The sequence below is a fragment of the Tabrizicola sp. genome, from assembly GCF_051645465.1.
GTDB lineage: Bacteria > Pseudomonadota > Alphaproteobacteria > Rhodobacterales > Rhodobacteraceae > Tabrizicola.
Map to the genome: position 1 here is coordinate 1 of NZ_JBOFBI010000080.1, position 23,082 is coordinate 23,082.

Annotated in this window: 26 protein-coding genes and 1 tRNA gene; 8 read left to right on the plus strand and 19 right to left on the minus strand. The window is 65.1% G+C overall.

What is annotated here, in order from left to right; all coding sequences use genetic code 11:
* Window positions 1–145: 145 nt before the first annotated feature.
* A tRNA-Thr gene (locus tag ACRCSW_RS05210) sits at window positions 146–221 on the minus strand.
* Window positions 222–264: 43 nt separating this feature from the next.
* Window positions 265–1,923 carry an ABC transporter permease gene (locus ACRCSW_RS05215; protein ID WP_438703171.1) on the minus strand — a complete coding sequence of 553 codons (1,659 nt, stop codon included), beginning with the start codon at window positions 1,921–1,923 and terminating at the stop codon, window positions 265–267.
* A gap of 99 nt (window positions 1,924–2,022) precedes the next feature.
* Here ACRCSW_RS05215 and ACRCSW_RS05220 point away from each other — a divergent pair, with 99 nt between their 5' ends.
* Window positions 2,023–2,895, plus strand: coding sequence for a hypothetical protein (locus tag ACRCSW_RS05220; protein ID WP_438703173.1), 873 nt, complete (start codon window positions 2,023–2,025; stop codon window positions 2,893–2,895).
* On the opposite strand, the gene ACRCSW_RS05225 is transcribed toward ACRCSW_RS05220, so the two are convergent.
* Window positions 2,896–3,150, minus strand: coding sequence for a DUF2312 domain-containing protein (locus tag ACRCSW_RS05225; protein ID WP_438703175.1), 255 nt, complete (start codon window positions 3,148–3,150; stop codon window positions 2,896–2,898).
* A 146-nt stretch (window positions 3,151–3,296) separates the two neighbouring features.
* Between ACRCSW_RS05225 and ACRCSW_RS05230 the strand changes: the two genes are divergently transcribed.
* A complete protein-coding gene (locus tag ACRCSW_RS05230) occupies window positions 3,297–3,512 on the plus strand; it encodes a hypothetical protein (RefSeq protein ID WP_438703176.1) in 216 nt (71 codons plus the stop codon).
* Here ACRCSW_RS05230 and ACRCSW_RS05235 read toward each other — a convergent pair.
* The 3 genes from ACRCSW_RS05235 to ACRCSW_RS05245 form a co-directional block, all read right to left on the minus strand.
* The gene (locus ACRCSW_RS05235) at window positions 3,509–5,287 is read right to left on the minus strand and encodes an enoyl-CoA hydratase-related protein (protein WP_438703177.1); all 1,779 of its coding nucleotides are present in this window, start codon (window positions 5,285–5,287) and stop codon (window positions 3,509–3,511) included. The two genes, ACRCSW_RS05230 and ACRCSW_RS05235, sit on opposite strands and share 4 nt — an antisense overlap.
* Window positions 5,288–5,366: 79 nt before the next feature.
* The gene (locus tag ACRCSW_RS05240; protein ID WP_438703179.1) at window positions 5,367–5,561 is read right to left on the minus strand and encodes a hypothetical protein; all 195 of its coding nucleotides are present in this window, start codon (window positions 5,559–5,561) and stop codon (window positions 5,367–5,369) included.
* Window positions 5,558–5,890 (minus strand): TraR/DksA family transcriptional regulator, encoded by a 333-nt coding sequence (locus ACRCSW_RS05245; protein ID WP_438703180.1) that lies wholly within the window; start codon window positions 5,888–5,890, stop codon window positions 5,558–5,560. The genes ACRCSW_RS05240 and ACRCSW_RS05245 overlap by 4 nt, the downstream gene beginning before the upstream one ends.
* Before the next feature lie 123 nt (window positions 5,891–6,013).
* On the opposite strand from ACRCSW_RS05245, the gene ACRCSW_RS05250 reads away from it, so the two are divergent.
* Window positions 6,014–6,445: a TIGR01244 family sulfur transferase gene (locus ACRCSW_RS05250; protein ID WP_438703182.1), complete on the plus strand. Its 432-nt coding sequence runs from the start codon at window positions 6,014–6,016 to the stop codon at window positions 6,443–6,445.
* Window positions 6,446–6,692: 247 nt separating this feature from the next.
* Here the strand turns inward: ACRCSW_RS05250 and ACRCSW_RS05255 are convergent, their stop codons facing one another.
* The 10 genes from ACRCSW_RS05255 to ACRCSW_RS05300 all read right to left on the minus strand — a co-directional run bounded on the left by ACRCSW_RS05255 (window position 6,693) and on the right by ACRCSW_RS05300 (window position 16,742).
* Complete coding sequence (locus tag ACRCSW_RS05255; RefSeq protein WP_438703183.1) at window positions 6,693–7,646, minus strand: FliM/FliN family flagellar motor C-terminal domain-containing protein; 954 nt, start codon at window positions 7,644–7,646, stop codon at window positions 6,693–6,695.
* Window positions 7,647–7,710: 64 nt separating this feature from the next.
* The gene (locus ACRCSW_RS05260) at window positions 7,711–10,395 is read right to left on the minus strand and encodes an ATP-binding protein (RefSeq protein ID WP_438703185.1); all 2,685 of its coding nucleotides are present in this window, start codon (window positions 10,393–10,395) and stop codon (window positions 7,711–7,713) included.
* A gap of 1 nt (window position 10,396) precedes the next feature.
* Entirely contained in the window at window positions 10,397–10,657 is a 261-nt protein-coding gene (locus tag ACRCSW_RS05265; RefSeq protein WP_438703187.1) for a hypothetical protein, read from the minus strand.
* A complete protein-coding gene (locus ACRCSW_RS05270) occupies window positions 10,654–11,019 on the minus strand; it encodes a response regulator transcription factor (RefSeq protein ID WP_438703189.1) in 366 nt (121 codons plus the stop codon). The genes ACRCSW_RS05265 and ACRCSW_RS05270 overlap by 4 nt, the downstream gene beginning before the upstream one ends.
* 158 nt (window positions 11,020–11,177) lie before the next feature.
* The gene (locus ACRCSW_RS05275) at window positions 11,178–12,458 is read right to left on the minus strand and encodes a helix-turn-helix domain-containing protein (RefSeq protein ID WP_438703191.1); all 1,281 of its coding nucleotides are present in this window, start codon (window positions 12,456–12,458) and stop codon (window positions 11,178–11,180) included.
* Between the two features lie 106 nt (window positions 12,459–12,564).
* The gene (locus ACRCSW_RS05280; RefSeq protein ID WP_438703193.1) at window positions 12,565–13,545 is read right to left on the minus strand and encodes an ABC transporter substrate-binding protein; all 981 of its coding nucleotides are present in this window, start codon (window positions 13,543–13,545) and stop codon (window positions 12,565–12,567) included.
* A 38-nt stretch (window positions 13,546–13,583) separates the two neighbouring features.
* Window positions 13,584–14,525 (minus strand): ABC transporter permease, encoded by a 942-nt coding sequence (locus ACRCSW_RS05285; protein WP_438703195.1) that lies wholly within the window; start codon window positions 14,523–14,525, stop codon window positions 13,584–13,586.
* Window positions 14,525–15,388, minus strand: coding sequence for an ABC transporter permease (locus tag ACRCSW_RS05290; RefSeq protein WP_438703197.1), 864 nt, complete (start codon window positions 15,386–15,388; stop codon window positions 14,525–14,527). Before ACRCSW_RS05290 ends, ACRCSW_RS05285 begins: the two co-directional genes overlap by 1 nt.
* A gap of 139 nt (window positions 15,389–15,527) precedes the next feature.
* A complete protein-coding gene (locus ACRCSW_RS05295) occupies window positions 15,528–15,863 on the minus strand; it encodes a hypothetical protein (RefSeq protein ID WP_438703198.1) in 336 nt (111 codons plus the stop codon).
* Window positions 15,864–15,944: 81 nt separating this feature from the next.
* Complete coding sequence (locus tag ACRCSW_RS05300) at window positions 15,945–16,742, minus strand: ABC transporter ATP-binding protein (protein ID WP_438703199.1); 798 nt, start codon at window positions 16,740–16,742, stop codon at window positions 15,945–15,947.
* 86 nt (window positions 16,743–16,828) lie between these two features.
* On the opposite strand from ACRCSW_RS05300, the gene ACRCSW_RS05305 reads away from it, so the two are divergent.
* Both ACRCSW_RS05305 and ACRCSW_RS05310 read left to right on the plus strand, forming a co-directional pair.
* On the plus strand, window positions 16,829–17,227 hold the full coding sequence (locus ACRCSW_RS05305) for a cupin domain-containing protein (protein WP_438703200.1): 399 nt from the start codon (window positions 16,829–16,831) through the stop codon (window positions 17,225–17,227).
* Between the two features lie 149 nt (window positions 17,228–17,376).
* Window positions 17,377–17,538 carry a hypothetical protein gene (locus ACRCSW_RS05310; RefSeq protein ID WP_438703202.1) on the plus strand — a complete coding sequence of 54 codons (162 nt, stop codon included), beginning with the start codon at window positions 17,377–17,379 and terminating at the stop codon, window positions 17,536–17,538.
* On the opposite strand, the gene hydA is transcribed toward ACRCSW_RS05310, so the two are convergent.
* The 3 genes from hydA to ACRCSW_RS05325 are packed head-to-tail and all read right to left on the minus strand — an operon-like array spanning window position 17,486 to window position 20,711.
* Complete coding sequence (hydA, locus tag ACRCSW_RS05315) at window positions 17,486–18,937, minus strand: dihydropyrimidinase (protein ID WP_438703204.1); 1,452 nt, start codon at window positions 18,935–18,937, stop codon at window positions 17,486–17,488. The two genes, ACRCSW_RS05310 and hydA, sit on opposite strands and share 53 nt — an antisense overlap.
* The gene (locus ACRCSW_RS05320) at window positions 18,934–19,464 is read right to left on the minus strand and encodes a hypothetical protein (RefSeq protein ID WP_438703206.1); all 531 of its coding nucleotides are present in this window, start codon (window positions 19,462–19,464) and stop codon (window positions 18,934–18,936) included. Before ACRCSW_RS05320 ends, hydA begins: the two co-directional genes overlap by 4 nt.
* Window positions 19,461–20,711, minus strand: coding sequence for a Zn-dependent hydrolase (locus ACRCSW_RS05325; protein WP_438703208.1), 1,251 nt, complete (start codon window positions 20,709–20,711; stop codon window positions 19,461–19,463). The genes ACRCSW_RS05320 and ACRCSW_RS05325 overlap by 4 nt, the downstream gene beginning before the upstream one ends.
* A 123-nt stretch (window positions 20,712–20,834) precedes the next feature.
* Here ACRCSW_RS05325 and ACRCSW_RS05330 point away from each other — a divergent pair, with 123 nt between their 5' ends.
* The 3 genes from ACRCSW_RS05330 to ACRCSW_RS05340 all read left to right on the plus strand — a co-directional run bounded on the left by ACRCSW_RS05330 (window position 20,835) and on the right by ACRCSW_RS05340 (window position 22,940).
* Window positions 20,835–21,482 (plus strand): TetR/AcrR family transcriptional regulator, encoded by a 648-nt coding sequence (locus tag ACRCSW_RS05330; RefSeq protein ID WP_438703209.1) that lies wholly within the window; start codon window positions 20,835–20,837, stop codon window positions 21,480–21,482.
* A 109-nt stretch (window positions 21,483–21,591) separates the two neighbouring features.
* Window positions 21,592–22,470, plus strand: coding sequence for an FkbM family methyltransferase (locus tag ACRCSW_RS05335; protein ID WP_438703211.1), 879 nt, complete (start codon window positions 21,592–21,594; stop codon window positions 22,468–22,470).
* Window positions 22,470–22,940 carry a heme-degrading domain-containing protein gene (locus tag ACRCSW_RS05340; RefSeq protein WP_438703213.1) on the plus strand — a complete coding sequence of 157 codons (471 nt, stop codon included), beginning with the start codon at window positions 22,470–22,472 and terminating at the stop codon, window positions 22,938–22,940. The genes ACRCSW_RS05335 and ACRCSW_RS05340 overlap by 1 nt, the downstream gene beginning before the upstream one ends.
* The last annotated feature ends 142 nt before the right edge of the window (window positions 22,941–23,082 follow it).

Genomic DNA, 23,082 nt, shown 5'->3' on the forward strand with positions numbered 1-23,082 from the left:
TACAGCGCACCATCCAACGGTGCGCTGTAGCGCACCCTACGACGCCCCACCGTCATGCCTATCGGTTCATGAACGAGCAATTGATACAAATGATTTCAAAGACTTGCGCCTCTGTCCCACCGTGGGACAACTCTGACGCAGGTGGTGGTGCCCCCAGAGAGACTCGAACTCCCGACCCTCTGATTACAAATCAGATGCTCTACCAGCTGAGCTATAGGGGCCACGGGCCACCAGATACCCTCGCGGCCCGCTCCGCGCAAGGCCTCAGTCCCGCTGCCCCCGCGCGACGACGATGACGGCCACCAGCCCCACCCCCATGACCAGAAGCGCCGCCGGAGCCGCTTCCGACAGCCGCTCAAGGCTCGCCAGCTCGAAGACCCGAGTTGAAAGGGTGTTGTAGTTGAAGGGCCGGAGGAGAAGCGTCGCGGGCAGCTCCTTCACGCAATCGACGAACACCACCAGCAGCGCCGTCAGCACCGAGCCCCGCATCAGCGGGAGGTAGACGCCCGAGAGCGTCCCCCCCGACGTCCGCCCAAGCGACCGGGCCGCCATGGCCAAGGACGGCGAGACCCGGCCATAAGCCGCATCGATCGCGCCCTGGGCGATGCCGAAGAAGCGGACCATGTAGGCCAGGCCCAGTGCCGCCGCGGTGCCGGTGATCAGCAGGCCGGGATCCTGCCCCGTCAGCCCCTGGATCGCATCGGCCAGCCGGTGATCGAGCGCGGCGAGCGGCAGGAGGAGCCCAAGCGCAAGAACCGCCCCCGGTGCGGCATAGCCGATCAGGGTCACCGGCAGCAGCCACTGCGCAAGGGTCGAACCTGCCATCCGCAGGGCATAGACCAGGAACAGGGCAGCCCCGACCGTGACCGCGGCGGCAATGCCTCCGACGATCAGCGTGTTCGTCAGCGCCTCCACGAGCCCCGGCGAAAGCCAGCCTTCCGGAGCGCCGGCAGAATGCACCAGCATCACCGCGACCGGCAGGACGAAGCCACCGAGAAACGGCAGAAGGCATAGCGCCGTCGCATACCAACGCTTGCCGCCGACAATCGGCTGCGGCTCGGTCGGCGCAGCACTCCGCCCCAGCCGGTGAAATCGCGCCCCGCCCCGCCCTGCCCGTTCGAGGCCGACGAGCAGAAGGATCAACAGCAGGATCACCCCGGCGATCTGCGCCGCGCCCCCGGCATTGCCGCCATTGAGCCAGGTCGAGAAGACTCCGGTCGTCAGTGTCTGCACGCCGAAATGGTGGACCGTGCCGTAGTCCGCGACCGTCTCCATCAGCGCCAGCGCTACACCGGCTGCGATCGCGGGCCGGGCAAGAGGCAGGCCTATCCGGAAGAACATCCCCCAGGGCCCGCAGCCAAGCGCGCGGGCGACTTCATAGGCGCGGCCCGACTGCTCGCGGTAGGCGGCGCGGGCGAGGAGGTAGACGTAGGGGTAAAGCGCGAAGGAAAGGACCAGGATCGCGGCCCAGAGCGAGCGGGTTTCGGGGAACCAGTAGTCGCGGGCCGAGGCCCAGCCGAAACCCGCACGGAGGCCCGACTGCACCGGCCCGGCGTAGTCCAGAAGGTCGACCAGCGCATAGGCCCCGACATAGGCCGGGATCGCAAGCGGGAAGAGGAGCGCGTGCGACAGCCAGTGCCGGCCGGGAAAGCGGTACTGGCTGATCAGCCAGGCCGCGCCCGTCCCCATCGCCGCGGTCAGGACAGCGACGCCCAGCATCAGAAGAAGCGTCGTTCCGAGATAGCGCGGCAGGACCGTCGCCATGAGGTGTGGCCAGATGTTTTCGGTGGGGTTCAGGGCAATCCAGACGATCGAAACGATAGGCGCCAGCACCACTCCGGCGATGATCACAGCGCCGATCGCCCAGAGGCCGGAGAGGCGCCATGACGGGCGGCGGTCAAGTTGAGTGAAACGGTCGGACATCCTGCGCCGGGGGTTACAGGAAAGCGGTTTAACTGTCCAGAAAAGCCCTTATAGTCGCGCCGCCGGGCCCGAGATGCCCGAGACTTAAAGTCAGGCCCGATGCGCATAGTCTACCACCTTGGTGCCCATTGCACCGACGACGACCGGCTGGTCCGCTGCCTTCTGAAAAACCGCGGTACGCTGGCGGAACAAGGCATCGTCGTGCCCTCTCCGACACGCTACCGCAAGCTTCTGCGCGACACGGCGGGGCAGCTTAGGGGCGCGCCCGCGTCGCAGGACACCGAAGCGATGATCCTGGACCAGATCATGGACGAGACAACGGCCGAACGGCTGATCCTATCCTGGACAAGCTTCCTCAGCTTTCCGGCCTACGCCTTGCGTGGCTCGCTTTACGGCCACGGCGGCGAGAGGGTCCGCGCGTTCACCCAGATCTTTCCGGACATCCAGGCCGAGTTCCACCTTGCCATCCGCAATCCCGCGACCTTCGTGCCCGAGCTTAGAACGCGCGCGAATTCCAAGGGGCACGAGGATATCGCCGAGGGTGTCGACCCCTTCAGCCTGCGCTGGTCGGATGCCGTGGCCCAGATCCTGGCCGCCAATCCCGAGGTTCCGCTGACCATCTGGTGCGATGAAGATACGCCGCTCATCTGGCCCGAAGTCCTGCAGGCCGTCTCGGGCCATGACCCGGATACCCGCCTTGCCGACGATGACGAACTTCTGGCCCTTATCATGACCGAAACCGGCTTGGCGCGCTTCCACGGCTATTGCCGCGATCATCCGCCGCAGTCGGTGTCGCAGCGGCGGCGGATCGTGATGGCGTTCCTGGAGAAGTTCGGCCGGCCCGAGCAGCTGGAGGCCGAGGTCAACGTTCCCGGCTGGACCGAAAGGACGGTCAGAGAGCTGACCGAGGCCTATCTTGAGGACATCGAACGCATCCGGCGCAACCCGGACGTCAGGTTCATCGAGCCCTGATCAGCTCATCCCGAGCGCGGTCTTGTAAAGCTCCAGCACCGCTTCCTCTTCCGCAAGCTCATCGGGCTTGCGCTTCCGGAGTGCAATCACCTTGCGCATGACACGCGTGTCATAGCCGCGGCCCTTCGCTTCGGCCATGAGCTCTTTCTGCTGCTCGGTGACGTCTTTCTTTTCCGCCTCCAGCTGCTCAAAGCGTTCGATGAACTGCCGAAGCTCGTCGGCGGTTACGGCATAGGGGTCGGTCGCGTCGGCCATGGCGGTCCTCGATAATCGGATGGGTCAGCGGTTCCTACCCCGCCCGGCGGTGCGGGTTCAAGGCAGGATCGGACGCGTGCGGCGGATTGCTTGCGTCGACGGGCGGGAAGGTTTAGCTCGGCATTGGTTTTTCAGGGGGGCCAAAGATGCAGGCACTGATCTGGGGGGGTGCTGGTCTGACGGTAGTCGGGCTTCTGGGCCTTGGCTACTGCATCCAGCGCGCGGTCCGGGCGAAGCGGTCGGGGCTTGACGACGCGTCGCTTCGGGCGGAGCTGCAGCGGGTCGTCGTGATCAACCTTGCAGCGGTCGGGATTTCGGCGCTTGGGCTTGCCGCCGTGGTCGCAGGAATCCTGCTGGGCTAGACCGCCTGGCCGCCCAGGGCGGCGAAGCCCTGGCCGTCGCGGATCAGCCGGTCGATCAGCGGAGCGGGGCTCCAAAGGGCCGCTTCCGCCCCCCAGGCCCGCAGATCGTGTCTGACGACCATCAAGCCCCGCTCATCAGCCTGATGCATCGGCCCGCCCTGCCAGCGCGGAAAGAACTGGCCCGCGACCATCAGGTAGTCGATGTCCGATGCGTGTAGCGCGAGGCCTTCGTCCAGAAGCCGCGCGCCTTCGTTTGCCAGTGCGGCCAGCCAGCGGTTCAGGACCTCTGGCGCAGGCATCGCACGCAGGACCGTGGGCGCTTCGGCGGAAAAGTCCTCAAGCCTGCGTGCGCCGAACTCGTCCAGCGCCGACGCGATCAGCCGACGCGGAACCCCCCGCGCCAGCATCCAGGCGATCGCGGTCCGGCCTGCCTCGGCCAGCCTTGACCCAAGAACCGGGCGTTCGCCGACGAGCAGCGGCGAAATCCCCATCCGGCGCAACCCGGCAATCGCTGTCGCGCGGGCCAGAGGCGGCACGCCCTCGGCCGATGACAACTCGCAAACCCGTTGCGACGGCGCGAGTGCCAGGCCCATTTCGCCGTCGGCACCACCCAGAACAACATGCGCGGCACCCGGCAGACCACCCCGGTCGCCCGTGGGGTCAGGCCGCCGGTCGTGGATCAGAAAAGGCAACGTCGCCAATGCCTTGTGGTCTTCGGTGGCGTTCAGACGGGTCCTCATGTCCAGCGCCTGCTCTGGCGACAGGCTGCCGGCCCGCTGAGCCTCGGCAATTCCTGCCTCGATGGTGGCGACACCGCTTTTGCGGGCCTCCTCTCCTGGAAAGACCCAGGCGACGCCCAAGCCGCGGGACAGTGCCGCGATGGCCAGCGGGACGAGGCCGGGGGACGTTCCAGAAAGCCCGATCTGGTTGACGGACAGCGGCCTCAACCGGGCCATGACGGCCGGGACCGCAAGCGCGCGACGCTCGGCCTTTGCGGCTGCACGCAGGCCCGCGGCTTCGACCGTCTGCTCGAGGTCGCGCCGGACGACCGCTTCAAACGCCAGCCCGTTCTCGACTGGCAGAAGAAGTGCCGCTTCGACGCAGTCGACGATCCTTCGGTTCGCAGGCAGCCGTGCCGCCTGTTCGCGGCGGGCGGCGGCAATGGCGTTTTGCCACTCGGCCGGATCGGGGGCCTGGCGGGTCAGAAGCTCGCGCACTGCAAGGGCCCCGGCCAGGCGCACAGCTGCCGACAGCGGGATGCTTTCGGTGATGCCGTCGACGAGGCCGAGGGACAGTGCCTCGGACGCCGGGACAGGCCGCCCGGTCAGCAGAAGGCGGAGCGCGGCCTTCGCGCCGATCAGCCGGGGCAGGCGCTGCGAGCTGCCCGCGGCCGGGCAGAGGCCGAGCGACACATCGGCAAAAGCGATGCGCAGGCTTGAGGCGGCAAGCCGGGCACGCGCGGCCAGGGCAAGCTCGGCCCCAGGCCCGGTGACAAGGCCATGCACGACGGCGACCACGGGAACCGGGCACTCTGCCACCGCCCGGCAAAGCTCGGCCAGCGACGGATCGCTGTGGTCGGGATCGAGCGGGAGGTGGCTGGAGAAGCTCGCGCCTTCGCCTGCAAGGACGAAGCCGCGGCAATCCTCGGTGGGATGCGCGATCTGGCCAAGAAGTGCCGCCCGGATCTCTGAGGTCAGGGCATTCGTGGGTGGGTTGGCCAAGGTCAGGACGCGAATCCCGTCCTGCAGCTCGACTTTCAGCCCTTCTGCGGACATTCCCGTTCCCCGGCCAGGATTTCCGGGCAAGTAAGAAACAACCCAAGGGCGTTTGCAAGCCTGTGGCGCGATCCTTTGGCTAGACCGGCATGTTGTCGAACCCGGCTTCGATCTCGGAATCGGTTGGCCTGGGTGGGGCCTCGCTTGGCATCAGCGCGGCCAAAGCGCGCATCTCGGCCAGAATGAGCTCGAGCCCCTGGTGCTGCAGTTCAAGGCCTGCGGCCAGAAGATCGGACTCTTGGCGGATGAGATCGGTGGGATTGCGGGCGGTCATTGGGCACAACTCCTGCAAAGCGGGGTCCAGGGCAAGGCATCAAGGCGGGCCTCGGCGATCTTTTCACCGCAGCGGGTGCAGTCGCCGTAGGTACCGTCCGCGATCCGCTTCAGCGCGGCTCTGATCTGGGTGATTTCGGCCAAACCAGCGTTTCCGGTGGCTTCAAGAACCTCATCACCTTCGCGTTCGGTTGCAAGCTCTTCCCAATCCGGATCATGATGCGAATCGAGCTCTTCTTCAATCGATTCAAGCCGTGCATCCAGCTCTTTCAGGCGTTTTTCCAGTGCGGCTTTTCGTGCCGCATTCGGCGTTCTCGGATTGGCCTGCATCTCGTCCTCCTCCTGGTGACAAATGCGTAGGCGAAATGGGCTGCCGCCGCCTTGACCCAAGTCAACAGAGCTTCCGTTTTCAGACCAAGCTGGCTATCGTCGCGCCGTTTAGTGGAGAGACCCATGGATATCCGCGCGCTGACCCCCGATTACGCCGTTTCGCCCCAGATCGAACCGAGCGACCTGCCTGCGATCAAGGCGGCGGGGTATGTGACGGTGATCGACAACCGCCCGGATGGCGAGATACCGCCGCATCTGCATGCCGATGTGATGCGTAAGGCTGTGGAATCCTTGGGAATGACCTTCGTTGCCAATCCGGTGATCGGGGGGGCGATGACGATGGAGAACGTGACCGCACAGGGTGCGGCGATGGCGGGCTCAAGCGGTCCGGTCTTGGCCTATTGCGCGTCGGGCAACCGGTCTTCGGTCATGTGGGCGCTGGCCGAGGCGGGGAAGCGGCCTACGGACGAGTTGGTCGGGATTCCGGCCCGCTTCGGCTATCAGCTGGAACACCTTCGACCGCAGATCGAGGCGTTGGCGAAGGCTGCGGGGTGACCGCCTTCGCGTTGGGTTAAGGAGCGGTGAACGGGAAAGTCGGGAGCGACCGGGGCGCGATTTAAGGTCGGCCTGCAAGTCTTTGAGAGCGATGCGTTAATCTTGGGGATTTCGAGTAAACCGGTCGTCTTGTTTCCATCTGGTTTCCGTCTTGTTTTCGTCTATACGCGCGTCTCTTTTGACGGCCGTTAACTACGGTCTGCGAATCGACCGAGGAAGCACTCTCAGACCATCGGACCCGCGCGAACTACCCCGCCGCGCGAAGTTCGGGTGGCGGCTCTTCACTCAAAGCGACCCGAGGGACCTTCGGCATCGCGGGCGTGACCGGCCGGACGGCAACCGCCTCAGCCAGTTTCAGCGCCCGCATGCCGCGATTCTGGCCGAGCTTTCCGCCTGCGATACGGCACCCGTCGATCGTTTCCAGCGACACGGCATCCAGCGTGGCGGATGGGAGCGTCAGAACGTAACCGGGGGCAAGCGCCATGATCTGGCGGAGCGGCAGGGTCAGCCGCCCGATCACCGCATCCAGTCGGCAATCGGCCTGCATCACCTGAGCGCCCAGGGCTGCGGTGAACTGTGGTGCTTCAACCTCGGCCGCGTCGGTCTGGAGCGCGGGACGGAGGCCCCGGCCGGTTGCCGGAAGGACTAGGATCACCCTGCCCTCACGTCCGGCGCCCAGAAGCACGTCTGCGGAGAGCACCCGGTAGCCCTCGTCTTCCAGCATCAATCCCAGGGGCCGCGGATCTTCGAGATAGGAGGCGTAGCGGAACCCGCCCGCCCAGATCAGATCGGCCTCTTCGGCCAGCGCCTCATCAAGACCGGCAAGCGCACGGTCGATCACGCCCGCCACCATCGCGGCGTCGATCCGGCTGGCCTTGCGCGGGGCGGGTGGCTGGGCCGACAAGCGGCCAAGGGTCTGCTTTTCGATCAGGGCGGCGGTTACCGACGGGGCGAGCATGATCACCCCAAGGCCGCCCTGCGGGCCGTCAAGCAGGCCAAGAAGCGCGCGGTCGGGGACCTGTTCCAGAATCTCGGCCAGGCTTTGCCGGGTGATGGTCAGCGACCGGAACTCAAGATCCAGCCCCATCGCGTTACGTGCGGCCCGTGCAAGCGCAAGCCGCCAGCCCCGGTCAGCGCCGGGTGCGCCTTCTGCGGCGGCAGGACGGGCGCGGTCGATCTTGCGGCGGATAACATCGGTCATGGGTGGGTCATGCGGGGGCCAGTCCTTCGCCCACAAGACTACGGCGCGCTTCCTTCACAAAGCGTTAAGCCGCGAGCCTTTCCAGCCGCAAAGGCACGGTCACCCGGAACGCCGCACCGCGCTGGCCCGGCAGATAGTCCACCGCGCCGTCGAGGTTCGTCATGATCTCGCGGCAGATGGCAAGGCCAAGGCCCGCCCCCCCGGCGCGGTTCGCATCGGTCAACCGGGCGAACTTCTCGAAGATCAGCGCTTGCGAGTCCTTCGGGATGCCCTTGCCATTATCGATGAAGTCCACCGTGACCCGCCCGCCCTTCTGGCGCACCGCAATCCGAAGCTCGGGGCGCGCGGCATCACAGTATTTCCGCGCGTTCGAGATCAGGTTGATGAAGACCTGCGTTAGCCGGTCGGCGTCGGTCTTGAGGTAGATCGCCTCGGACGGCAGGTCGCGGATCACCAGGAACTCACGGTCCGGCCGGGTCTGCCGTGCTGCGGTCAGCGCCGTATCGATCATGGCTTGCAGGCTTGCGAGCCCCACGGTCAGCTGCACCGAGCCGTTTTCGAGGATCGACAGGTCGAGAAGATCGTCGAGCAGCCGGGTCAGCCGCTTGGCTTCGTCATGGATGATCTGGCCGTAGCGCGCGACGGTTTCCGGCGGGAGATCGCCTTCGGTCAGAATCTCGGAAAAGGCGCGGATCGAGGTCATGGGTGTGCGAAGCTCATGGCTGATCTGGCTGAGGAACGCGTCCTTCTGGAGCGAAAGCTGGGTCAGCTTTTCGTTCGCCTCGCGGAGCGCCCCGGCGGTGCGGGTCAGTTCGGCCTCACGCGCTTCAAGCTGGGCGGAGTATTCCAGGATCTGGGCGGATTCGCTGGCGACGGCCATCAGGTCTTCGACCGTGACGGTCGCCCGGCCCACAAGCTGGCTGATCATCGCATGGGCTGTGGCCGCACCGACCGAGCCGGAAAGCCGCGCTTCGAGGCTGTCGAGGAAAGCAGGCGTCGGGTCGGGCAGGAAGCCCTCTTTTCCTTGCGTCCGGGCCGCGGTCTGGAAGAGGGTCAACGCTGCGTCCTCGCCCAGGATGCGCTGCGCCATGGTCAGAAGCGCTTCGGGCTCGGCGTCACCACGCGCCCAGCGTTGCGGGCCGACCGCGCCGTCGAAGACGTTCACGAAGGCGGCCCCCTGCAGCCGCTCGACCGGGCCGGGGAAGGTGAGAAGCGAGCCAAGGCAGAACGCGATGACGTTCAGCGCCATCGACCAGAAAAGCGCATGAACGAGGGGGTCCATCGTTTCGGTGCCGAACAAGGCCTGCGGCCGGAGCCAGGAAAGGCCGAAGAGCCCTTCGGTGAAGACCGTTTCGGAAAGCACCGCCCCGGGGCCGAAGGACGGCAGGAAGGATGTGTAGGCCCAGACGAGGAAGCCGGTCATCAGCCCCAGCATCGCCCCGGTTTTCGTGGCCCCGCGCCAGAAGATGCCACCGATCATGGCGGGCAGGACCTGCGCCACGCCAAGGAACGCGATCAACCCGATCGCCGCGAGGGCCGCCGATCCGCCAGAGAACCGGTAGTAGCCGTATCCCAGCGCCAGCACGATCGCGATGCCCAGCCGCCGGGCGAGCAGAACGACCGACCGCAGGTCGTCCGCAGCCGCTGCTGCAGGGCGAAGCTTGAGCCAGAGCGGGATCATCACGTGGTTCGAGATCATCGTGGCAAGTGCTATCGATTCGACGATCACCATCGAGGTGGCCGAGGAAAACCCGCCGAGGAACGCGAGCATCGCCAGCGCCCCCTGCCCTTCGGAGAGCGGTAGCGTCAGGACGAACATGTCGGGGTTCGATCCTTCCGGCAGCACATCAAGGCCGACGACGGCGATCGGCACGATGAAGAAGCTCATCGCCATCAGGTAAAGCGGGAAGGCCCAGCTGGCGCGGGCGAGATGGCCTTCGTCGTCGTTCTCGACCACCATGACCTGGAACATGCGGGGGAGCGTGATGACGGCGACGGCGGACAGGAAGATGAGCCCCGTCCACCGCCCCGGCCGGACCTGCCAGGCGGCGAGGTCTGCGGCATCGATCCGGGCGATGACATCGGAGACGCCGCCCGCGATGCCCCAGACGACGAAGCTGCCGACAGCAAGGAGGGCTGCGAGCTTCACGACCGCCTCGACCGCGATTGCGGTGACGATGCCGGGGTGCTGTTCGCGGGCGTCAAGGTTGCGGGTGCCGAAGAGGATGGTGAAGAGCGCCAACCCCACGGCGACCCAGATCGCGATCAGTGCAGGATCGGGCGTGGAGGTCTGATCGGGCGAGGCAGCGGCGAAGACGCCGAAGGAAAGGACAACCGACTGCAGCTGGAGCGCGATGTAGGGGGTGGCGGCGACCACGGCCATGATCGTGACGATGACGCCAAGCGTGTTCGACTTGCCGTAGCGCGACGAGATCAGGTCGGCGATCGAGGTCACCCGGTGCTGCCGCCCGATCCGCACGAGCTTGCGCAGAAGGAGCCACCAGCCGATGAACACAAGCGTCGGGCCGAAGTAGATCGTGAGGAACTCCAACCCCGAGCGGGCGGCGTAGCCGACGGCGCCGTAGAAGGTCCAGGCGGTGCAGTAGATCGAGAGCGAGAGCGTGTAGACGAGGGGTGAGCGGAGCCAGCCGAGGCGGCCCCTCGCGGCGCGGCCTTCGACCAGGAAGGCAACGGTGAAGAGGAAGAAGACGTAAAGGAAGCAGGCCAGGACGAGAAGGTTGAAGGGCATGTCAGTCCTCGTCCTCGTCCACGCCCTCGCCTCCGCGCAGGCCGGGCGCGAAGGCGGCGGCGAGCGCGATCAGGATGAGCCAGACCGAGAAGAAATAGATGACATCGCCAGAAGTCAGCGCCATTCGCGACTCTGGCGTCCAGAGCAGCGGCAAGAGCAGAAGGAAGACGCCGAAGAGCGGCAGAAGGCGGGCCGCATCGCGCAGCCGCCGCCTGCGGTAGGGCGCGCGGGCAAGGAACAGCGGGCGCTTGGGGCGTTTCATGTCCGATCCAGCATGGCGCGGACCTCGGCCAGGATCTCGGCGTTGGAAAAGGGCTTGGTCATGAAGCGGTCGGCCCCCGCCCGTTCCGCCATCTCGCGGTCGCGGCCGCGTGCGGTCAGCATCATCACGGGCAGATCGCCAGTTGACGGCTCGGCGCGCAGCGCGGTCAGGATCTCTAGCCCCGACATGCCCGGCAGCATGTGGTCAAGGATGACAAGGTCGGGCGGGTCCTGCCGCATCGTCGCCAAGGCCGCGATACCCTCGGTCACATGGGTGACCCGAAGACCGTCGCGGGTCAAAAGGAACCGGATCGCCTCGGCGATGTTCACCTCGTCCTCGATGAGGAGCACGTGTTTTGGCAATTGTTCCCCCCCGGCGGTCTTCAGCCGCCCTGCCCCACTATTGGCCGCAAGGGGCGCGCCTGTCAAAGCTTGCAACGCTGGGACCGCTCGTCGATGACTTCGTCACTCCTCGCTGAGGGCACCGCGACGAGGAGACGAAGTCGAACGATTAGCACCCCTCATCCAACCCCTTCGGACGACAGGATCGACGGCTCGCGCCGCGCGACGCAGGTGCCCCGCGCGCAGACCCGGCAGCTTGATCCGAGGCCCAGGACCGGTCCGCTGCCTTCGTCGGCCAGGATCAGCATCGCCGCCTCACGCAGTTCCGGCCCCCGCAGACCCAGCGGGTGGCGAGCTTCGGACCACGCGATCGCCCGATGCCGCCTGTCCGGCTGCCCCGGCATCTCGACCCGCGTCTCGAAGGGCTGCATGGGCCGACCGAGTGCCGCATAAAGCGGCCAAAGCGGACAGGCCGCCCCGAAGCGTGGCAGCGGAAAGCCAGCCGCGGGCTTGCGGAACGTCAGCGTTCCGGAGGCATCGCAGATCACCAGTCCCGCCTCCTGCCCCGGTACTCCGGCAATCCGGCGCATGACGGCAAGGGGCGAGGCCCCGAAGCGTTCGGCCAGCAAGAACGGGTCCGGCCCCAGTTCTGCCACGGCCGAAGCGAAGCTGCCCTCGGGAAGCAGTCGGGCATCCGAAGCCGCCCGGTCGACATGGGCCCGCGCAAGGTTTCGCGCGGCACTTGAGGCGAGGCCCGCGATCTCTTCGTCCAGACCCGACAGAAGCTCGGCATCGGTCAGGGCCCAGCCACGGCCCCGCAGCCAATCCTCCACCTCTTCCTGCGGCGAGACGATGCCCTGTTCGGCAATCCCCCGGCCTGCATCCAGGACCCCGACCAGGGCCTCGGCCCCGACTGCAAGGCGCTCGCTGTCCTGATGGAGGTTGCGATGGAAGCGTTCCGCCCAGGCGGGCTCGAGGTCCGGCGTCTCGGCCAGGATCGCGGCTGTCGCCCGAACCGCCGAGAGCGACGACAAAAGCTCGTGCAGCGACTGCGACAGATGCGGATCGTGGGTCATCCGGTCGTTCAGCGCCTCGACCGCGCGCTCCAGCGCCAGATTCCGGGCTTCGAGCGCGCCCAGAAGCCTGGCCCATCCCGGAAATCGGTCCACCAGATCGTCGATCCGGTCAAGCTCGACGCCGCTCTGCTCACCCCGGGCGGCAGCGGCCCGCAAGTCCTCGACCAGTGCGGCATCCTGCCCGTCGACCAGCGCCGTCCGGTCGATACCCAAGGCTTCTGCCAGCCGTTCCAGGACGTCAGCGGTCACGTTGCGGCGGTTGTGTTCGATGAGGTTGAGGTAGGACGCCGAAATCCCCGCCTTCGCCGCGGCATCCGCCTGACGCAAGCCCGCCGCAAGACGGCGCTCCCTGAGCTTGGTTCCGGTCAAGGCTGATAGCGGCATGGGCCCTCCCCGCGCCAGATTTACAGGTTTTGTGAAGATTTACAAAGTGGCAAAGAAAACGGCGCCGCCCTTGCCGGACGGCGCCTTGGTCAAGCATCGGGCAGGCTTAGTTCGCCAGCGCCTTGTCGGTGATCATGCTGGTCCAGGCCCCTTCCGGTGCCTTGGTGATCACCGGGTCCGACCCGCCCGCGAGGAGCGTTGCCACGGTCTTCTCGGCCGCCGCCAGGTCCAGCGCGCCCGACGAGCCAGCCGTCAGCTTCGCGATCTCGCCCATCATCCGCTTCTGATGCGCTTCGGTCTGGGCACCGGTCTGGTCGTTCTCAAGGACGATCATCGCCGCTTCATCGGGGTTGGCTTCCGCGTACTTCCAGCCCTTCATGCTTGCGCGCACGAACTTGACCATCGTCTCCTGGAAAGCCGGGTCGGCCAGCCGCTCCTCAAGCACGTAAAGCCCGTCTTCCAGCGTGGCCACGCCCATGTCCTGATACTTGAAGGTCACCAACTGCTCGGGCGTGATGCCCGCATCGATCACCTGCCAGTATTCGTTGTAGGTCATGGTCGAGACGCAAGCCGCCTGCTTCTGCAGAAGCGGATCGACGTTGAAGCCCTGCTTCAGCACCGTCACCCCGCCCGCCGAGCCATCGGTGGCCAGACCAAGCTGGGACATCCAGCTCAGGAACGGATATTCGTTGCCGAAGAACCAGACGCCCAGCGTCTTGTCGGCAAAATCCTTCGGCTCCTTGATGCCCGTCTCGGCCAGGCAGGTCAGCATCAGGCCGGAGGACGCGAACGGCTGCGCGATGTTCACCAGCGGCAGGCCCTTCTCGCGTGCCGCAAGCGCCGCCGGCATCCATTCGACCACCACATCGGCGCCACCGCCTGCGATCACCTGCGTGGGCGCTATGTCCGGCCCGCCCGGAAGGATGGTGACGTTCAGCCCCTCTTCCTCATAGAACCCCTTGGCCTGCGCGACGTAATAGCCCGCGAACTGCGCCTGGGTCACCCATTTCAGCTGCAGCTTCACATCCTCGGCGTTGGCGCCCGTGGCCATCGCCGCAAGGAAAGCTGCCGTGATCAGTTTTTTCATTGTCTTCTCCCGTGTTGGGCCCACCCCGGGGCCATTGGTTAGTGCCGTTGCGACGGGTGCCAGAAGGTCACCCACCGTTCGATCAGCGAGATCAGCCCGTAAAGCGCCGACCCCGCCAATGCCGCGACCGCAATCGTGGCCCAGACCATGTCGAGGCCAAGCCTCCCGACCTCGGTCGAGATGCGGAATCCCATTCCATAGACCGGACTGCCGAAAAACTCGGCAACAATCGCGCCGATCAGGGCCAGAGTCGATGCAATTTTGAGCCCGTTGAAGATGAAGGGCATGGCAGCGGGAAGGCGGAGCTTGACGAGGGTCTGAAGGTACGAGGCCCCCCAGGTCGCCATCAGATCGCGCTGCATCCGCTCGCTGGCCTGCAGGCCCGCCACGACGTTCACGAGCATCGGGAAGAAGACCATCACCACCACGACCGCGGCCTTCGACTGCCAGTCGAACCCGAACCACATCACAAGGATGGGGGCGAGGCCGACGATGGGCAGGGCGGCAACAAAGTTGCCGATGGGAAGAAGGCCGCGTTGCAGGAATGGGCTGCGGTCGATGGCGATGGCGGTCAGGAATGCGGCCCCTGCCCCGATCAGGAAGCCGGGGATGGCGCCTTTCAGGATGGTCTGGGCGAAGTCCTGCCAGAGGATGGGCGCTGCCCTGATGATCGTTGCCCCGATGGCCGAGGGCGCCGGCAGGATTACGGGTGGAACCGCATAGACCGCAACCACCATTTCCCACAGCAGCAGAACTGTCAGCCCGAAGATGACCGGAACCAGCCACCGAGAGAAGTCGCCCAGGAATCTTGCCACCCAGACGTTGACGATCCACGCGACGATCCAGAAGCCGACGATGCCGGCCAGGCCCGGATTTGCAAAGCCAACGGCGGCAAGCCCGACGGCGACAACGCCAATGAACTTGACCACTTGGATGGTGTCGTAGGTTTCCGTCGTCCAATGGGGCGATTTCCGGCTCATCAAACCGCCCCCATCCGCCGCCGGGCGATGCGTTCGGCAACCCCCACCGCCACGATCAAGAGCCCCGCGAGGATCGCCGCGGCAAAGAGCGCGGACCACATGATCAGGGGCTCGCCGAACTGCGATCCGATCAGCATCCGCGCGCCGAGGCCCTCGATAGCGCCGGTGGGGAGTTCGCCGACGATGGTGCCCACAAGGCTTGCCGCGACAGCCACTTTCAGCGAAGCGAAGAAATAGGGCATCGAAGCCGGAAGGCGGAGTTTCAGGAAGGTTGCCCCCTCCCCCGCGCCGTAGGTCTTCAGAAGGTCGAGCTGCATCTGATCGGGGCTTCGCAAGCCCTTCACCATGCTGACCAGCACCGGGAAGAAGGAAAGGTAAGCCGCGATGATCGCCTTTGGCAGATCGCGCCCTTCGAGCCCCAGCTGGCTGGAGAGGGTGATGATCATCGGCGCCAGCGCCACGATCGGCACGGTCTGGCTGATGATCGCCCAGGGCATCACGCTCATGTCCATCACCCGGAACCGGACGATGGACATGGCCAGGAGCACCCCGAAGGCGATCCCGAGGCCAAACCCCATCATCGTGCCCTTGAAGGTCACGAACCCATGGTAGACGAGGCTCCGCTTCGAGGTGACCGCCTGCCCGAAGAGCCCCTTCCAAAGCTCCACCCCAACCTGATGCGGCGGCGGCAGAAGCGGGCGGTCCTGGTTCATCGTCTGCGGCACCATCTCCCCGAAGCTTACGGTCGTCCCCGCCCGCCCGGCCTGATCGTAGACCCAGGTGGAGTTCATCCAGACCGCTGCGAGGTACCAGATGACCACAAGGCCGCAAAGGACGGTAAGGACGGGAAGCGCTCGCTTCACGGCACCCCCCCCACCCTGACCCTCCCCCACGCGGGGGGAGGGAAATCCTTGGGTCCAGATGTCGCGCCAATGGTCCAGGGCGCCTCCCTCCCCCCACCGTGGGGGAGGGATGGGGTGGGGGGGCTAGCGCTGAACGAAATCATCCCTTCGCCCCCGTCGGCCAGGCGATCATCGCGACCGCCACGCACCCGAGCGCCATTCCCGCAAGCTGCAGTCCGGTCGGCCGTTCGCCAAACACGAAGATCGCCATCACCGAAATCGCCACCAGCTGGAAGATCGCCGACAGCGCGATGGCAAGGCCAAGGCCGTTCGCCTTCATGACCTGCACCATCAGCCAGTTGCCGAGACAGAATAGCGCAAGCGCCCCGATCAGGACCGGGACTGCGCCCTTCGTTGCATAGAGCTTCAGGACAGCATTCGCCGCCACGAACACCGCCGTCGCGGCCCCGAGCCACAGGAACGAGAGCGACGTCATGCCCCACCTCCGGTCGGAGGCACGCCACCCTGTGCAGAGATGCAAGGGGGAGCCGCGGTCGATGGACCGAAGACGCCTGACCTAGTCTTCATGATGCCCCGCCCGCAAGCCTTCCCGCACCCGGTGCGCGATCTCGATGAACTCCCGGCTGTCGCGGATGTCCAGGGGGCGCTCTTTCGGCAGGGGCGAGTCGATGATGTCGGTGATCCGGCCCGGACGGGGTGACATGACCACGATCTTGGTGGACAGATACACCGCCTCCGGGATGGAATGCGTAACGAAACCAATGGTTTTCCCGGTACGGGCCCAGAGCTTCAGCACCTCCTCGTTCAGCCGGTCCCGCACGATTTCGTCCAGCGCACCGAAGGGTTCGTCCATCAGGAGAATGTCGGCATCGAACGCCAAAGCCCGCGCGATCGAGGCGCGCTGCTGCATCCCCCCGGAGAGCTGCCAGGGGAACTTCTTGCCGAAGCCCTTCAGTTCCACGAGGTCCAGAACCCGCTCGACCCGCTGGTCCATCTCGGACCTGGAAAACTCCATGATTTCAAGCGGTAGCCGGATGTTCCCACTGATTGTGCGCCAGGGATAAAGCCCCGCTGCCTGGAATACGTACCCATAAGCCCGCTTCCGCCGCGCCTCGTCTGGCGTCATCCCGTTCACAGTCAAAGTCCCGCTTGTCGGATGCTCCAAAGCCGCGACGGCCCGCAGGAAAGTCGTCTTCCCGCAACCGCTTGGCCCGATGAAGCTGACGAACTCCCCCTTCGCGACCGTCAGGTTCACGTCTTTCAACGCTTGAACCGGCCCATCCGCCGTCTGGAAAACCAGGTTCAGTCCCTTCGCCTCGATCACCGGAGCCAGTGGGCTCTGCGTGTCCTTCATGCCTTCACCACTCCGTGAGTCCGGCTCGCCCCCATCCGCATCGCGTGGTAATCCTTCGCCATTGTCATTCTGTATTGGAGAACACCATGATCCCCTGTCGCAAATTGCGCCCCACCGACACATTCGACGGCAAGCAGGGCTTCACCTACAACGCCGGCATCGCGGCCGAGACCGTTGGCAGCACCGGCATCTGCATGCACCTCCTCACGATCCCGCCCGGAGGCCGCGCCAAGGCCCACAAGCATGCCACCCACGAGACCGCGATCTACATGCTGGAGGGGGTCACCGTGATGTACTGGGGCGACCGCCTCCAGCACCGGATGGAGGTCGTGGCCGGAGACCTGCTCTACATCCCCGCCGACATGCCGCATCTGCCGTTCAACCCCGGCCCCGGTCCGGCGACGGCAGTCATCAGCCGCACCGACCCGAACGAGCAAGAGAGCGTCGTCCTGCAGCCCGACTTGGAAAGTCTGGTTCCGGAGTAGCATCGAACTGCCCCGCTTTGCAGCACGCAGCGTCCTCCGAGACTTTGCCCCGCTCAAATTCGCCTCCGACGTGTCCCTCACGCTCGTCCCTTCATCTTCCCGTTGCACTGCACAGATATTGTGCAGTCTTCCCGTATCGGAGGCCCGCCATGCCCACGACCCTCGCCTACAAGCCCGGCCCCGAGGACTTCGACGAGGATTTCTTCGGCATCCCCGTCCTCTCCTGGCGCCCCTCTCCCGAACCTGAAGAGGCGCCCGTCACACCCCCGTTGCCGGAACGCCCGACCGTAGCACCGGTCGCGGCGCGGTAAGGTCTTTCCACTGGCTGAGCGCGCGGTTGACTGCCGGGCGAGCCTCGCGGGCCACGAACTTGCCGTGGCCTTCTTGCGTCCTCACCTCTCCATCGTGGATGGCGACATGGCCGCGGGTCAGGGTGAAGCGGGGGAGGCCCTTCACCTTCTGGCCCTCGAAGACGTTGTAGTCGATGGAGGACTGCTGCTTTCCGGCGGTGATCGTCTTCTCTTTCGCCGGGTCCCAGACGACAAGGTCGGCATCCGAGCCAACCAGGACCGCGCCTTTCTTCGGGTAGCAGTTCAGGATTTTCGCGATGTTGGTTGAGGTTACGGCCACGAATTCATTCGGCGTCAGCCGCCCCGTGCCGACCCCATGGGTCCAGAGCATCGGCATCCGGTCCTCAAGGCCCCCGGTCCCGTTCGGGATCTTGGCGAAGTTGCCGACCCCGAAACGTTTCTGAGCGGTGGTGAAGGCGCAGTGATCGGTGGCCACGACCGAGAGGCTGCCGGACATCAGACCTGCCCAGAGGCTGTCCTGATGCTGCTTGTTTCGGAACGGCGGCGACATGACGCGGCGGGCAGCGTGGTCCCAGTCGGAGTGGAAGTACTCGCTTTCGTCGAGCGTCAGGTGCTGGATCAGGGGTTCGCCCCAGACGCGCTTCCCCTGCTGGCGCGCGCGCCGGATGGCCTCGTGCGCGTCCTCGCAACTGACATGGACCACATAAAGCGGCACGCCGGCCATGTCGGCGATCATGATCGCGCGGTTGGTGGCCTCGCCTTCCACCTGCGGGGGGCGGGAGTAGGCATGGGCCTCGGGGCCGGTGTTGCCCTCGGCCAGAAGCTTTGCCGTCAGCTCGGCCACCACATCGCCGTTCTCGGCATGGACCATCGCAAGGCCGCCGAGGTCCCCCACCCGGCGGAAGCTGTTGAACAGCTCATCGTCATTGACCATGAGCGCGCCCTTGTAGGCCATGAAATGCTTGAAGCTGGTGATCCCGGCCTTGATCGAGTCCTCGATCCCGGTCCAGACCTTCTCGCCCCACCAAGTGACCGCCATGTGGTAGCTGTAGTCGCAGGTCGCCCGGCCGGACTTGTTGTGCCAGGCCTTGGCCGCATCCATCAGGTCCTGCCCCTGCCCCGGCAGGATGAAGTCGACGACCATCGTGGTCCCGCCCGAAAGCGCCGCCCGCGTGCCGCTTTCGAAATCGTCCGAGGAGTAGGTGCCCATGAACGGCATCTCCAGATGCGTATGCGGATCAATCCCGCCGGGCATGACGTAACACCCGGTCGCATCAAGCTCCGTCCCGCCCTTGAGGCCCTGCCCGATCTCGGTGATCGTGCCGTTCTCGATGCGGACATCCGCCTTGTAGGTGAGGTCGGCAGTGACGACGGTGCCGTTCTTGATGATGGTGGTCATTTGATTTCATCTCCCCAACACTGAATCCCAGCAATCGACTCAGCAGCATTCTCCAATGGAACGGTGGCGGCGAGCGTGCCCTCCCTAGCCCATATTTTCATCTCACGATGAGTCATGAGCATCGCGAGGAACTGAGGGCGGGCATTTCCAACCAAAGCAAACTGGTTGAATAGGAAGGGCCCCATTTCAACTTCCGCTCCGCCATCAAACGAGGCAAGCAGGTGGATAGGAACCTGGGTTACATCCCGGTGGACTCCCCCGATAAATATCGAAGTGATGAGGCGCTCGTTACCCTTTGGATTGTCCGATTGAGGGTCAACTACCGAACACCTCACACCAAACATTATTCGATCTCCATTTTGGTCTTCGCTTGCGACCCCAGCATAGGCAGCCTCGGCTTCCTCTTTTTCGACCGTACCTGGATGCGCAGCGTCTGGCACAATTCCTACATACCAATTGTGCCAAGGATCCGCATAAGTCGGCAAACCAAATGCGGCAGAGAATGCCGTGACCAGCCAAAGTCTCACCCCACCACCCCCGCCACCTCAAGCACCGCGTGGAGCAGCACATCCGTCCCCGCCGCCGCCCATTCCGGGGTGATCTTCTCGGCCTCATTGTGGCTCAGCCCGTCCACGCAGGGGCACATCACCATCACCGTCGGCGCGACGCGGTTGATCCAGCAGGCGTCGTGGCCCGCGCCGCTGACGATGTCCATATGGGAATAGCCCAGCTTTTCAGCGGATTGGCGGACGATCTTCACCAGACCGGGGTCGAAGGTGACGGGGTCGAAGTGGCCCACATCCTCGATCGAGCACCCCAGCCCCAGCTCCTTCGCCACCGCATGGGCGGCACGGATGACCTCGGCCTTCATCGCATCCAGCTTCGCCTGTTCGGGCGAGCGGATGTCGACCGTGAACACAACCTTGCCCGGTATCACATTGCGGCTGTTGGGCAAAACCTTCACCTGCCCCACCGCGCCCACCGCGCCAGGCTGATGGCTCATCGCGATCTGATGCACCCGCTCGGTAATCCGCGCCATCCCGAGGCCCGCGTTCACCCGCATGTTCATGGGCGTGGAACCAGTGTGGGCGTCCTTCCCCGTCAGCGTGATCTCCAGCCACCAGAGGCCCTGGCCATGGGTCACGACGCCGATGTCCTTGCCCTCGGCCTCGAGGATCGGGCCCTGCTCGATGTGAAGCTCCAGCATCGCATGCATCTTCCGGACGCCGACCTTTTCGTCGCCGACCCAGCCGATGCGCGCCAGTTCCTCGCCAAAGACCTTCCCATCCAAGTCCTTGCGTGACTTGGCATATTCCTCGGTATGGATGCCCGCGAAGACCCCGCTCGCCAGCATTGCAGGGGCAAACCGCGCGCCCTCTTCGTTGGTCCAGTTCGTGACCACGATCGGGTGCTTCGTCTTCACGCTCATGTCGTTCAGCGTGCGGACCACTTCCAGCGCCCCAAGGACGCCCAGCACCCCGTCATAGCGCCCGCCGGTCGGCTGCGTATCCAGATGCGAGCCCATGTAGACCGGCAGCGCCAAGGGGTCTGTTCCCGCGCGCGTCGCGAACATGTTGCCCATGGTGTCGACGCCCATGGTCATCCCCGCGGCTTGACACCAGCGCTGGAAGAGGTGGCGCCCCTCACCATCCGCATCGGTCAGGGTCTGGCGGTTGTTGCCACCCGCCACGCCGGGGCCGATCTGAGCCATTTCCTCAAGGCTGTCCCACAGCCGTTCCGGATTGATCCGAAGGTTGTCCCCGGTGGCTGGCATCTGGCGCACTCCCCGTCCGGCCAAGGCTATCCTGCCCCTTGCCGCGACTCGTTTCCTGACCGTATGGTCAAGGTGAAGCGCAGCACAACCTGACCAACCGGTCAACGAAAATATGGGAACGGCATGGCCCCTGACGCCCAGATTTCCCGCCTGAAACCCGGCCGCCGCACAGATATCCGGCGCGAGAACGAACGCACGATTCTGGATGCGGCCGAGAAGGTGTTTGCCGAGGCCGGGTTCGGGGGGGCGACCATGCAGCTGATCGCCGACATGGCGGGTCTGCCGAAGGCGAACCTGCACTACTACTTCGCCACGAAGGAAGACCTTTACCGCCGGGTCGTGCAACAGATCTTCGAGATCTGGCTGGATGCTGCAGCCAGTTTCGACAATGCGCCGGGGCCGGTCGAGGGGATCGGGGCCTATATCGACGCCAAGATGGATATCTCGCGGCGGCATCCCTATGGCTCGAAAGTCTGGGCGTCAGAGGTGATGCACGGGGCGCCGGTGATCCAGGACTATCTGGAGACGACGCTTCGCGACTGGACGGACGGGCGGATCGCGGTGATCCAACGGTGGATCGACGAGGACAAGATGCGGCCGGTGAGCCCTCGTCACCTGCTTTACATGCTTTGGGCCACGACCCAGCACTACGCCGACTTCGGCCATCAGATCCAGACGCTTAACGCAGGCCGCCCGCTGACTGACCGGCAATGGGCCGAGGCGAAGGCGAGCGTCAAGGACATGGTCCTGCGCGGCATCGGGGCAATCTGAACATAGGCCCGACAGCGGCACCGGTATTGGCCTTGCGGCTGTCACGCCAAGAAGGCAAGCATTGGTCCAGCGCCAGGCAGTGGCTGGAAAGCCCGGAAAGGAAAATGCTGTGCAAGACCCGAAAGCGCCTGCCGAGCTGCAGCTTTTGCTGGACGAGCTCAAGCCGTCAAGGATCACGACGATCGTTGATGTGGGTGCCAATCCGATCAACGAACCTCCGTACCATCTGCTTCGGCAGCTGAACGCGTGCCACGTGGTGAATTTCGAGCCCGAGGCGAAAGCCTTTGCCGCGTTGCAGGCCGCAAAGCGCCCGAACGAGACGAACTACAATCACGCGGTCGGGGACGGTCAGACACGAGAGCTGCATCTTTACCGGGATGAGCCGATGACATCGATCTTCCGGCCCTATATGCCGGGGCTGACCGCCGTCTGCCGGGCAAAACTCGGCACGATACGCGGAACAGAGATGATGGAAACCGTAGCGCTTGACCGGGTCGTTGGTCTGCCGCAGTTCGATATGATGAAGATCGACGCTCAAGGAGCTGAAAAGCTTGCATTTATCGGCGCACAAAGGATGCTGCAAAGCGCGGTCGCGGTGATCGTCGAGCTGCGCTACCAGCGGCTTTATCAGGATGAGCCGATGCTCGGCGAAACGGATGTCGAGCTTTCGCGGCAGGGGTTCTGCCTGCACAAGTTCCTGTTCAACAAGACCGGAACCCTGCTTCATTCCCAGTTAGGACGGGTGCGCCGCAAGATCATGGGTGATCAGCTGATCGATGGCGATGCGGTCTACCTTCGCAACATCGCCGAGCCCGAGCACCTGTCTGAAGACCAGCTGATGCATCTGGCCATTCTTGGCTCCGGCGTCATCCAAAGCCATTCGCTGGCGCTCTATTGCCTGGACGAGCTGGTTCGCCGTGGCACCGTGCCGACAGACATGCCCGCGCGCTACGTCGATGCCTTGCCCGCAAGCCTGCGGCGCGACTGATGGCAACGGGCACGCCGTCGAACGTTCAGCAATTGCAGGACGAGCTTTCGACGCTGGTCTTGCCGCGCTTTGCCGAAGCCGAGGCGCTGAGGCTTGGACAGATTCTGGTTGGCATCGCCGAAGCCGAGCGTCTGCCGGTCGTGATCGACATCCGCACCTTTGATCGGACGCTGTTTCATGCCGCCATGCCCGGCTCGGCGCCGTTGAACGGTCTCTGGGCGCTTCGGAAGTCGAATACCGCGCTGATGTTCCAGGAAGCATCGCTTCTGGTGGGCGAACGCAACAGGGCCAAGGGCGAAAGCCTTGCGAAGCATGGGCTCGATCCGGCCCACTACGCCGACCACGGCGGGGCAGTGCCGATCCGGGTGCAGGGTGCGGGGGTGGTTGCGGTCGCGACCGTCTCGGGCCTGCCGCAGCTGGAGGACCACACGCTGGTCGTGCGGGGGATCAAGGCGCTGGCGGCGGGATAGGGCGCAAATCTTTTCGAAAGGGTCTACCCTAGCTGAGTGTCCTGAGGGGTTTCAGTCTGCAGGCTTTGAGGAGGATTTTGTAGAGGTCCTCGCGCCTGTTGTTGAAGCGGAATTCGGTTTCCTTGAGGAAGACGGGGAAGCT